This window comes from Streptomyces sp. NA02950 (genome assembly GCF_013364155.1).
GTDB lineage: Bacteria > Actinomycetota > Actinomycetes > Streptomycetales > Streptomycetaceae > Streptomyces.
Window position 1 is genome coordinate 868895 of the sequence record NZ_CP054916.1, and the last position, 11796, is coordinate 880690.

An 11796-nucleotide genomic window follows, 5' to 3' on the forward strand; every position below is an offset into this window, starting at 1 on the left:
TCGTTGGGGCGACTGTCCGGGGAGAGCGACGCCCGGGCAGCTGGAATGCAAGGAGGCAATCCGGATGGAATCGCTGAGGACGCTCCTCATCGATAATTATGACTCGTACACGTACAACCTCTTTCATCTGCTGACCGAGGTCAACGGCGAGGAACCGGAGGTGCTTCTCAATGACGCACCGGAATGCGCGGACATCGACCTTTCGGAGTTCGACAACATCGTTGTGTCCCCCGGCCCGGGTCATCCGGCCGACGGCCGGGACTTCGGTGCCGCCGCCCGGCTGGTCGACCGCTCCCCCGTCCCGGTGCTGGGGATCGGCCTGGGCCACCAGGGGATCGCGCTCGGCGCGCAGGCGCGGGTGGTGCGCGCTGCGGAGCCCCGGCACGGACATCTGTCGCGCATCAGCCACGGAGGCCGCGGTCTGTTCCGCGGCCTGCCATCGGATTTCACGGCCGTCCGCTCGCATTCGCTGTGCGTGGCCGAGCCGTTGCCGCTGGGCCTCCAGGGCATCGCCTGGTCCGAGGACGGCGTTCTGATGGGGCTGCGGCACCGGGCCCGCCCGCTGTGGGGCGTCCAGTTCCATCCGGAGTCGGTGCTCACCGGATTCGGCTACCGCATATTCGTCAATTTCCGCGATCTGACCGTCGAACACGCCAACGGTGAATCGGTCACCTCCATCACCGACCCCCGCCGCGCCCGCCCGGCGGGCGTACCGGCCCCCGAACCCGCACCGGACCGGACCCCGCCGGCGGCGAGCGCGCCCGCCCGCAAGGACCCGGCGCCCGCCCGCCGACCGGAGCAGGAGCCGGTCCCGGAGCACCACTACCGGCTGCACGCCCGGTGGCTGGCCGACGCCACCGACACCGAGGCGGCCTTCACCCGGCTGTACGCGGACGCCCCGGGCGCGTTCTGGCTGGACAGCGCCCGCACCGAGTCCGGTGAGGCACGCTTCTCCTTCCTCGGCGACAGCCGGGGCCCGCTGGCCGAGTTCGTCCGCTACGACGTCAGCCGGGGCGTCTGCGAGATCGAGCGGACGGGGCGGCCCGGCGCCCGGTTCGAGGGCAGTGTCTTCGACTACCTGGACCGGGAACTGGCCCGCCGTCAGGTCAGCGCCCCCGACCTCCCCTTCGACTTCACCGGCGGCTACGTCGGGTACTTCGGCTACGAGCTCAAGGCCGACTGCGGTTCCCCCAACCGCCACCGGGCCAGCACCCCGGACGCCTGCTGGCTGTTCGCCGACCGGTTCGTCGCGGTCGACCACCAGGAGGGCGTCACCTATGTGTGCGCGCTCGCCGAGGACACCCCCGACGGCCACCGTGGGGCGAAGGAGTGGCTGGACGCGACCGTCACCGTGCTCACCGGCGTGCCCGCGCCCGCCGGACCGGTCCCCCCGCCGCCACCGCTCACCAGCACCAGCGCCGTGGAACCCTGGCTGGTCCGGGACCGGGAGAGCCACGCCGCCGCGGTCGCCGCCGCGCTGCGCGAACTGCGCGCCGGAGTGAGCTACGAGATCTGCCTCACCAACTCCGCCTGGCTGCCCGCGCCCAGCGATTCCTACACCTTCTACCGGGCCCTGCGCCGGTCCGATCCGGCGCCGTACGCCGCCTATCTGCGGTTCGGCGGCACGGATGTGGCCTGTGCCTCCCCCGAGCGCTTTCTGCGCGTCACGCCCGACGGGCTCGCCGAGGCCAAGCCGGTCAAGGGCACCATCGGCCGCGGCCGGGACACCGAACAGGACGCGCGGGCCCTGGCCGCCCTGGGCACCAGCCCCAAGCCCCGCGCCGAGAACCTGATGATCGTCGACCTGCTCCGCAGCGACCTCGGCAGGGTCAGCCGGCCGGGCAGTGTGTATGTGCCGCGGCTGATGAACACCGAGACCTACTCCACCGTGCACCACCTGGTCTCCACGGTGCGCGGACGGCTGCGCCGGGGCATCTCCGCCGTCGACTGCGTACGCTCCTGCTTCCCGGCCGGTTCCATGACCGGCGCCCCCAAGGCGCGCACCCTGGAGATCATCGACACGCTGGAGACCGAGGCCCGCGGGGTCTACTCCGGGGCCATCGGCTTCCTCAGCTGCAACGGTGCCGCCGATCTCAACGTCGTCATCCGCACGGCCGTGTTCACCGGCGGCCGGATGCACATCGGCGCGGGCGGCTCCGTCGTCCTCGGCTCCGATCCGGCCGAGGAGTACGAGGAGATGCTGCTCAAGACCGCGGCGACGATGCGCGCCCACGACGCCGTGCGGGCACGGCCCGCCGGGGCCCACGACGGCCCGCGGCCACGGTCCGCCGGGACGTACCAGAGCCTGCCGCCACGGTCCGCCGGGACCCACGAGGGCCTGCTCGTGGGGAGCGCGTCCACCTCCGCGACCGACTTCGAACGGTGAGGGCCCGGACATGTGGCAACGGCTGCTTCCCGAGCGCGGGTTCTATCCGGGGCTGATGTTCCAGGAGGCCGCGGCCCGCCACGGCCGGGTCCGGGTCACCCTCGACCGTCCCCTGGACATCGCGCCCGAGGCCGGTGACGACTTCGCGTATCCCGAACTGGCGGACCTGATCGACGACATGGCCGGTCGGCTGTGGTCGGCGGGGGTCCGGCCGAGCGAGCATGTGGCGATCCTCAAGCGCGACAACGCTGACGTCGTCTTATTGACCTGTGCCGTCTCCCGGATCGGGGCGGTTCCGGCGCTGCTGTCGCCCACGCTCGAAGGCGGCGTGGTGGCGGTGCTGCTGGACCGGCTGCACGCGCCCTGGCTGATCACCGACCGGGAGGCGCTGATGTCCACCCTGAGCGGGGTGGACACCACGCTCGCCCGTGGTGTGCTGACGGTGGACGAGGCGCCGGGGAAGACCCTGGCGCTGGCGGGTCTCGCCGGTGTGCCGCGCCGTCCGGCGATCCGGCTGCATCCCCATGAACCCTCCCTGATCACCCACGGCCCGGGGGCCGCGGGGATCCCCCGGCTGGAGGTGCACTCCCCGCACACACTGTGGAACCGGCTGGTGCCGCAGCAGGCGCTGGGCCGGGCCACCCGCGGTGAACCGGCCGCGCTGCACCTGCCGTTCGCCTCCTCCCGGATCCACCAACTGCTGGGCGTACTGCTGCACTTCGGCAGTCCGCTGCTGCTGCTCACCGACCCCGATCCGGCGCAGGCGGGCCCGCTGCTGACGACGCACCGGCCCGGCATCGTCGAGACGGATCCGCACACCTTCGCGCTGTGGGAGGAGCTGGCGGACGCGCCCGGCGGGCCGCTGTCCCGCGTCCGGTCGTACGGCAGCCCCTTCGACACCCTCCATCCGCGCACCGTGAAGCGGCTGCTGGACGCGTCCCGGCGCCGGGACCCCCGGCTGATGCAGCTCTACGGACAGGGCGAGACGGGCCCGATCGCCTTCGGCTGGTACACCCGGCGGGGGCTGGAGCGGGCGCACGAGCGCCGAGTGGGCACCGGGATCCCCGGCTTCACCCGGATCCGGGTGGTCGACGAGCGCGGCCGCACCTGTCCGCCCGGTGCGCCGGGGGCGGTCGAGGTCCGTACCCGGGGCCGGATCCTCACCTATCTGGGCGCGCCGGAGCAGTACGCCCGGCAGGTGGACCACGGGTGGTGGCGGATGGGCGACACCGGCTACCGGGACTGGTGGGGTGCGCTGTACCTGCTCGACCCCGGGGCGGACCGGGTCTCCCCGGCCGAAGGCGATCTGGAGGTCGAGGACGAGCTGCTGTCCCGGTTGGCCGAGCTCCGTGAGGTGATCATCGTCCGCGGTCCCGGACGGGAGGCGATGCCGGTGGTGTGCACCCGCGGGGACCGTCCGCTGGACACCGGCCGGTGGCTGCGGGCCACCGGGGACCTGCCGTCGCTGGCGGCGCCCGTGCAGTGCCGCTTCGAGGATCTGCCCCGCACCCGCACCTGGAAGATCAAGCGGCTGGAGATCGCCCGGCTGCTGGCCACGGGTGAACTGCCCGTGCTGAGCGGGGCGTCGGCCCATGGGTGAACGGACGCACGCCTGGGGCGGCGGACTCCAGGACTGCCGGCCCGAGCAGAAGCAGTGGACACTGATGTGGCGCGAGGACGGCGGGCTGATGCCCTCGCGCGCGGTGCCCGACAGCGCGGTGCTGGCCGCCGACTCGTGGCTGGTGGACGACGGGCGGGTGCGGGCGCTGGAGCGCCACCGCCGCCGGTTCGTCGCCGCGTGCACCGAGGCCACCGGCGATTCGCCCGCGCGGATCGAGAGCTTCTGGCGGGACGCGATGGCGATGGTGCCGCGGACGGACCGCTGGTACCCCCGGGTGGAGCTGGCGGGCCCGGAACCGGCCCGGCTGTTCCTGCGGATCCGTCCGGCGCCGCCCCGTACGGCCAATGTGACGGTGTGTCTGACCGAGGAGTTCGATCCGCGGTCGGTGCCTCGGCGCAAGGGGCCCGATCTCTCCCTGCTGGCGCATCTGCGCGAGCGGGCGGCAGCGCGCGGTGCGCAGGAGTTGCTGCTCACCACGGAGACGGGGCTGGTGCTGGAGGGCACCAGCGCGAATGTCCTGTGGTGGGAGGACGACGTGCTGTGTCTGCCGGACCCGGAGCTGCCGCTGCTCACGGGTGTCACCTCGGCGCTGATCGGGGAGCACGCGGCGGAGCTGGGCATCCGGCTGGAGCACCGCAGATGCGCCCCGCACGAGCTGGACGGCCGGGAGGTGTGGCTGGTCAACGCCCTGCACGGGATCCGCCCGGTCACCGCGTGGCTGGGGCGTCCGCTGCGTGCGGGCCCGGCGCTGCGCGCCGCCGACTGGCAGACCTGGCTGGACGGCAGCGCCGAACCGTTCGTCGCCACGAACGGAGTCCACCGATGACGGGCGCCCCCGCTGCCCGTGAAACGGCGGCCAGGCACCTGGGCCCTGTCCCGCCGATCTTCGCGGGGCCGCGACGCCTGGCACCGCGCCTCGCCACGTTGTCGGGGTCATCCGAGTACGCCCGGTACGAGGACGACCCTCCGCCGTGCGATCCTCCCCCGGCTACCGCTGGGTGGTGCCCCCGCACCAGACGCCGCGGCCTGATCCACGAAGACCGACAGGACCGGACCCAGCCGTGCGGCGCGGTGCCCCCGGCCCCGCGCATCCGACCGTCCGGGGCGCGGCGCGGGGGCGCGCCGTCGCCCGGCACCCGCTGGAGGCCAGACCATGAACACCCATGGACCGCGACGTCTCTTCGGGACGCATCAGCCCCGGCTGCGGGGTCCGGACCGGGGACCGAATCCACTGCGGCGCAGGTCGGACCGGATCCAGTCCTGGTGCACCGTGCTGTTCCTGCTGACGCTGGTGTGCGGGCTCCCGGCCGCGGCGCTGAGCGCCGCCCACGCGGCGTACGGCTCGCAGATGCGGGTGGTGCGCGCCGAGGAGGCCTCGCGCCACGCGATCACCGCACGGCTGGCGGAGACCCCACCGGGCGGGCCGCACCGCGTGGACAGGCAGTCGCCCTGGCAGGCGCGGGTCCGCTGGACCGGCGCGGACGGCGGGCACCACTCCGGCACGGCCACGGTGACGGGCGGTACGGAGGCGGGGGACGCGGTGCGGGTGTGGGTGGACCGCTCCGGGGCGCTGGTGCGGCCACCGGCCTCCCCCTCGACCGCGCGGACGGTGGGCTGGTTCGCCGGCTGTCTGACCGCGGCGGCGGTGGTCACCGTGGCGTATGCGGCCCGGGCCCGGGCCCGGCAGGTGCTGGACCGCGGCCGGTACGCGCGATGGGAGGCAGAGTGGAAGGTGGTGGAACCCGCGTGGTCCGGCAGGGAACGTCGCTGATCCGGGTCCCGGCCCGATCCGGGGCGCGGTCCGGCCCCTGGCCCGGCCGGTGTCCGCGCGGTACGCGGAAGGTGAGGAGCGGATCATGTCGCACACAGTGGAGTGGAGAGTCCACCTCTTCCTCTTCGAGGACGAGGGCAGGACCAAGGCACGGGTGGAACTGGACACCGGGAAGTCGGCGCTCACCGGGCGGGGCCTGGCGCGCTGCAACCCCGACGACGAGGACGTACCGGCGATCGGTGACGAGCTGGCCGCGGGCCGGGCGCTGCACGACCTCGGGGAGCAGCTGCTGCGCGCCGCGGAGCACGACATCGAGCACGTGGGCGCGCCCCCGGCCCCGCCGCGGCCGCGCCCGGGATACGGCTGGATCGCCTGACGGCTCAGGGCGTCCCGGCCACTCGGGGCGTCCCGGCCACGGCCGTCCCGAGGTCCTCGGCGGCCTTGGCGAGCAGATCGAGCATCGCGCGTTCGGCGCGGGGCGCGTCCCGGTCGCGTACGGCCTCCAGCACCCGGCGGTGGCTGGGCACCGGGTCGCCGGCGTCGCCGCGGCCGTGCACCAGCCGGTCGCGCTCGCGCAGGCCGGGCTCCAGGACCAGATCGAGCCGGGCGAGCAGTTCATTGCCGGTGGCGGCGAGCAGGGCACGGTGGAAGGCGGCGTCGGCCTCGGCCTCCGCTTCGAGATCGCCGCGGGCGCGCTCCATGGCGGCCAGCGCCGCGTCCAGCGCGGCGAGGTCGGCGTCGGTGCGGCGCAGCGCGGCGCGGTGGGCGGCGGCCGGTTCCACGACGGCGCGGATGTCGGTGAGATCGCGCATCAGCCGCTCGCCGTCTCCCCCGGCCATCCGCCAGCGGATCACATCGGCGTCCAGGAGGTTCCAGGCGCAGCGCGGGCGGATGAAGGTGCCGCGCTTCTGGCGTGCGTCGATGAGCCCCTTACCGGCCAGGACCTTCAGGGATTCGCGCATCACGGTGAGGCTGACGTCCAGTTCCTCGCCGAGGGCGCGGACGTCCAGGATGTCGCCCTCGGCGAGGTCCCCGGCGACGATCCGGGCGCCGAGGCGCTGGACCACCTGGCCGTGGACACCCCGTCCCGCGTAGGACGTCATCGATGTGCTCCTCCTGTCCGCCCCCGTACGGCACGTTCCCGCATGGCACGTTCCCGTAGCGCGGCATTATTTATGAATACATCTTGACACCTTCGCGGCGGGCCCCGAACGATGAACCGAGCCTCATCGCCGAGCCGTCGAGCCGCCGACCGCGGGGAGCCCCCAGTGACGCTGTCGCCGCATCTGCCGGACACTCTGACGATCACTCTGTGGGACTTCAGCTGGTACACCCGCGGCGGGCCGGGCGAGCCGTTCGCCGATCTCGACCGCGCCTTCGAGGAGGCCGTGGCGCGCGGCTACAACACGGTGCGCGTGTGCGCCATGCCGTTTCTGCTCTTCGGCTCCGGGCTCGACACCCGCGCACTGCGGCTGGGCCCGCTGGGCGGCGGGTACGGCCGACGGACCCGCTGGTACGACGTGGGAGGCGGCACCGAGATCGACGGCCGGGAGCGGCTGCGCACGCTGTTCGAGGCGGCCCGCCGCCATGAGTGCTTTGTCATCCTCTCCAGCTGGGAGTACCAGCAGAGTCCGTCGTTCGCCGCGGACCGTGCGTGGCTGGACGCGCTGACGGCCGTCGAGCCGGAGCGGCGTGCGGAGGTCCTGGCGGAGGCGCTGGCGGATCTTGTCGACTTCCTGGTGGCGCTCGGTCTGGACGACCGGATCGCCTTCACCGAGCTCCACAACGAGGTGCAGGGCAGCCGGTTGACCGAGGGGCTGCCGGACGGGGACCGGGTGGTGGCCCTGCGTCCGCGGCTGGAGCGGGGCATCGCCCGCTTCAAGGAGCGTCAGCCGCGGCGGCCGGTCACCGTCAACTACGCCAAGGTACCGGTCGGTTCGCTGCGCGGCATTCCCGACGGCGTCGATGTCGCGGTCTTCCACCCCTATGTCTACGGGGTCCTCGACGATCTGCTGGAGACCTTCGCGGTCCGGGACCGCACCCGTCCGTTCCCCCAGGAGCGGGTGCGGCGGGAGCTGCTGCGCCCGGGCGCGCCCGATCTGGCCGACTGGGCGCCGCCGTCCGGTGATCGATGGCGGCTGGAGGCCACCACGGTGGGCCCGCGCGAGGTCTATGTGCACGACTGGTGCGATCCGGACCGGTGGGACGCCTGGCTGTACGGCCGCTACGCGCTGCACCGGCCGGCGATGGAGCAGCGCCTGGTCACCTGGATCGAGGCGGCGGCGGACTGGGCGGCGGGCCGCGGGGTGCCGCTGGTCTTCGGGGAGGGCTGGATCGGCTACACCCCGCTGTACGGGACCTTCGAGGAGGGGCCGGTGGGAGCGGCGTTCTGCCGTCGCGCGGCCGCCGAGTCCGCGCGGGTGGGGGCGTGGGGTTCGGTGGTGTGCTCCAACGCGGCGCCGCACCATCCGATGTGGCGGGACATGGCGTTGCAGCGGGAGTGCAACGCCGTGGTGCGGGGCTGAGCCCGCGGCTCAGGCGCCGGACTTGGCGACGCTCCAGCCGCCGTCGACGACGAGCGAGGCGCCGGTGATGAACGAGGCGTCCCCGCCCAGCAGGAAGGCGATCGCCCCGGCCACCTCGTCGGGGCGGCCGAGGCGGCCCGCGGCGGTCTGCCCGGCGCTGATCCGCCGCTCCTCCTCGCCGATGCCGTCCCAGGCGGCGGTGAGGACCGGGCCGGGCAGTACGGCGTTCACCCGCACCCGGGGGCCGTACTCCACCGCGAGCTGCCGGGTCAGCCCGGTCAGCCCGGCCTTGGCCGCCGCGTAGGCGGGGCGGCCGGGAAGGCCGGCGAGCGCGTGGACGGACGAGACGAGCACGGCGGCGCCCCCGGTCCGCCGCAGACCGGGAAGGCAGGCGCGGAAGCCGAGGAAGGCGGCGGTGAGCCCGACGGAAAGCTGCCGGTCCCAGGCGGCCAGGCCGGTGCGGTGCGCGGGCGCCACGTGGGCCACGGCGGCGTTGCTGACCAGTCCGGTGACCGGACCGAAGGCGTCGGTGGCGACGCGGACCGCGCCGGCCCAGGCGGCTTCGTCGGACACGTCGCAGTGCTGGAAGACGGCGGCGCCGCCCGCCGCGCGGATCTCCTGCGCGATGCCCTCCCCGGCCTCGGTCCGCACATCGGCGATCAGCACCCCCGCGCCGTCGGCGGCCAGCCGCCGGGCGGTGGCCGCACCGATGCCTCCGGCGGCTCCGGTGACGACGACGCAGCGCTGTGCCGGGCCGGGGTCCCCGGCGGACGGGAAGGAAGCCATCCACCAGATTAAATATGAATTAATAGCGGCCGCCAAGACCCCGCGTCCAGCGGCATCCGCGGATCGGCAGCATATATATCCGGCATATCTCCTTATTTCTGCTTAGCGTGGCAGATGCGGAGTAACATTGCGCTTCACGTGCTGGAGGCAGAGCGAAAGCGGATCTCATGGGCGACAGCACCTTCCGTGGGTGGCCGCACCACCTCCCCGATCTGGTCTCCGAGGCCGTCGCCGTGGTCGATGAACGGGGTGTTCTCACCGGCTGGAGCCTCGGGGCGCACCGGCTGCTCGGGATTCCCGCGGAAAAGGCCGTAGGACAGCCCGCGGCCGGACTGTTCGCGGACGGCGCCGAGCCGCCGCACGGGATCGCGGCGTACACGGCCCCCGGGGGAAGACCGGCCGTACTGCGCCACCGGGACGGCGGCGAGATATCCGTCGTGCTGTGGGCCCAGCCGTGGGCCCCCGGGGACGGGGGCCGCCACTGGCTGGTGCAGGCGACCCGCGAGGAGGCGGTGCGGCGGCAGGACGTCGGGCGGGCGCTGCTGGACAGTCTGGGCTCGGAGGCGCCGGTCGCCATCAGCGTCTATGACACCGACCGCCGCTGTCTGATGCAGAACGCCGCGCTGCGCCGGCTGAGCGGCCTCACCGACGAGGAGCGCATGGGGCGCACCCTCCGGGAGTCGCTGCCGGAGCTGGAGGTCACGGAGATGGAGGCGCTCCAGCAGCGGGTGCTCGGGGGCGGCAGCCCGGTGGGGGACGTGGAGGTGCACGGCCGGGTACCGGCCGACCCCGGCCGGGAGCACGCCTGGTGCAACTCGGTCTTCCCGCTGAAGGACCGCTCCGGGGAGATCTTCGCCGTCTGCCACGCGGTGCTCGATGTGACCCCGCAGCACCGCGCCCGGGAGCGGCTGGCGGTGCTCAACGACGCCAGCGCCCGTATCGGCAGCACCCTGGACCTGCTGCTCACCGCGCAGGAGCTGGCGGACGTGGCCGTTCCCCGGCTCGCCGACTTCGCCTGTGTGGATCTGATCGACTCGGTCTTCGAGGGCGAGGAGCCGCCGTCCGGCCCGGTGGCCCGCGAGACCGCCTTCCGCCGCGCCGCACACCGCTCCATCGTGCCCGGCTCCCCGGAGGCGGTGGCCGATGTGGAGGACGTGGACGTCCACGCGTCCGCGCCCAACTCCCCCTTCGCCCGCGCCCTCGCCACCGGTCGGCCGGTGCTGGAGTCGGCCAACGGCCCGGGTCCGGTCCCCGCCTGGCTGGCCGACGACCCGGCGCGGTCCGAGGGGATCCGGGTGTGGGGCATCCACTCCTGGATGGTGGTGCCGGTGCGGGCCCGCGGCAGCACGCTCGGGGTGGCGGTGTTCCTGCGCCGTCAGCGCCCCGAGCCGTTCGAGAAGGACGATCTGCTGCTGGCCGACGAGATCGTGGCACGGGCCGCGGTGTGCATCGACAACGCCCGCCGCTACACCCGGGAGCGCGGTACGGCCCTCGCCCTCCAGCGCAGTCTGCTCCCCCAGCGGCTGCCCGACCAGGCGGCGGTGGAGGCGGCTTCGCGCTATCTGCCCGCGAGCGGCCGGACGGGGGTGGGCGGCGACTGGTTCGATGTGATCTCGCTGTCCGGGGCCCGGGTGGCGCTGGTCGTGGGGGATGTGGTGGGACACGGGATGAAGGCGGCCGTCACCATGGGGCGGCTGCGCACCGCCGTCCGTACCCTGGCCGACCTCGATCTCCCGCCGGACGATCTGCTCGCCCATGTCGACGCCCATGTGCGGCGGCTGATCGCCGAACAGGCCGATGAGCACCGCGACTTCGCCGAATCGGGACAGCCGCCCGCCGAACCGGCCATCGACACCTGGGCGTTCGGGGCCACCTGTATCTACGCGGTCTACGACCCGATCACCCGGCGCTGTACGTTCGCCCGCGCCGGGCATCCGCCGCCCGCCGTGGTCATGCCGGACGGCGGGACCCGGTTCCTCGACTCCGCCGGAGGCCCACCGCTGGGAGTGGGCGGGCTGCCGTTCGAGAAGTCGGAGGTCGAACTGCCCGACCGCAGCATGCTCGTGCTCTACACCGACGGTCTGGTGGAGTCCCGGGACCATGACATCGACGCCGGTCTGGAGCGGCTGCGCCGCGCCCTGGACGACGGCTGCCACGAGCTCTCGGTCGACTCGGTGTGCGACCTGGTGGTCCAGGACCTGCTCCCGGAGCACCCGCCCGACGATGTGGCCCTGCTGGTGGCCCGTACCCGGGCGCTGGACGACGACCGCTGTGCCTCCTGGGAGCTGCCCCCGCGGCCCGCCGTCGTCTCCCGGGCCCGCTCCTACGTGGCGCGGCAGCTGTCCCGGTGGGAGCTGGGCCATCTGGTGGCCACCACCCAGCTGGTGGTCAGCGAACTGGTGACCAACGCGATCCTGCACGCCGGCGGCCCGATCCAGCTACGGCTGGTCAGGAACGAGGCGCTGATCTGCGAGGTCTCCGACAGCAGCGCGGCCTCCCCGCATCTGCGCCGGGCCGGCCGGATGGACGAGGACGGACGTGGTCTGTTCCTCATCGCCCAGCTCACCAGGCGGTGGGGCACCCGGTACGCCGGGGACCGCAAGACCGTCTGGGCGGAACAGCCGCTGGACAGGCCCGAGCCGTAACCACCGCCGCCGCGGGGTACGCACTTCACGTTCCCCCTCCAGGCGGCGTACGGCTGAAAGGG

9 protein-coding genes are annotated in these 11796 nt (G+C 73.7%); 7 read left to right on the forward strand and 2 right to left on the reverse strand.

Translation table 11 applies throughout. The features are described 5' to 3' along the window. The first annotated feature begins 64 nt into the window (after positions 1–64). From HUT19_RS03545 to HUT19_RS03565, 5 genes are all read left to right on the forward strand, one after another. Positions 65–2386, forward strand: a complete 2322-nt coding sequence (locus HUT19_RS03545) for a chorismate-binding protein (RefSeq protein WP_176179016.1) — start codon at positions 65–67, stop codon at positions 2384–2386. Between the two features lie 10 nt (positions 2387–2396). After that, positions 2397–3986, forward strand: a complete 1590-nt coding sequence (locus HUT19_RS03550) for an AMP-binding protein (protein ID WP_176179017.1) — start codon at positions 2397–2399, stop codon at positions 3984–3986. Further along, the gene (locus tag HUT19_RS03555) at positions 3979–4833 is read left to right on the forward strand and encodes an aminotransferase class IV (RefSeq protein WP_176179018.1); all 855 of its coding nucleotides are present in this window, start codon (positions 3979–3981) and stop codon (positions 4831–4833) included. The genes HUT19_RS03550 and HUT19_RS03555 overlap by 8 nt, the downstream gene beginning before the upstream one ends. A 327-nt stretch (positions 4834–5160) precedes the next feature. Further along, positions 5161–5778 carry a hypothetical protein gene (locus tag HUT19_RS03560; protein ID WP_176179019.1) on the forward strand — a complete coding sequence of 206 codons (618 nt, stop codon included), beginning with the start codon at positions 5161–5163 and terminating at the stop codon, positions 5776–5778. 85 nt (positions 5779–5863) lie between these two features. After that, positions 5864–6154, forward strand: a complete 291-nt coding sequence (locus HUT19_RS03565; RefSeq protein WP_176179020.1) for a DUF1876 domain-containing protein — start codon at positions 5864–5866, stop codon at positions 6152–6154. A gap of 4 nt (positions 6155–6158) precedes the next feature. Here the strand turns inward: HUT19_RS03565 and HUT19_RS03570 are convergent, their stop codons facing one another. Next, positions 6159–6881, reverse strand: coding sequence for a FadR/GntR family transcriptional regulator (locus HUT19_RS03570; protein WP_176179021.1), 723 nt, complete (start codon positions 6879–6881; stop codon positions 6159–6161). 165 nt (positions 6882–7046) lie between these two features. Here HUT19_RS03570 and HUT19_RS03575 point away from each other — a divergent pair, with 165 nt between their 5' ends. Continuing rightward, a complete protein-coding gene (locus tag HUT19_RS03575; protein WP_254885418.1) occupies positions 7047–8303 on the forward strand; it encodes a cellulase-like family protein in 1257 nt (418 codons plus the stop codon). A gap of 9 nt (positions 8304–8312) precedes the next feature. Here the strand turns inward: HUT19_RS03575 and HUT19_RS03580 are convergent, their stop codons facing one another. Beyond that, positions 8313–9089, reverse strand: coding sequence for an SDR family NAD(P)-dependent oxidoreductase (locus HUT19_RS03580; RefSeq protein WP_176179023.1), 777 nt, complete (start codon positions 9087–9089; stop codon positions 8313–8315). A gap of 167 nt (positions 9090–9256) precedes the next feature. On the opposite strand from HUT19_RS03580, the gene HUT19_RS03585 reads away from it, so the two are divergent. After that, positions 9257–11734 carry a SpoIIE family protein phosphatase gene (locus tag HUT19_RS03585; protein ID WP_176179024.1) on the forward strand — a complete coding sequence of 826 codons (2478 nt, stop codon included), beginning with the start codon at positions 9257–9259 and terminating at the stop codon, positions 11732–11734. The last annotated feature ends 62 nt before the right edge of the window (positions 11735–11796 follow it).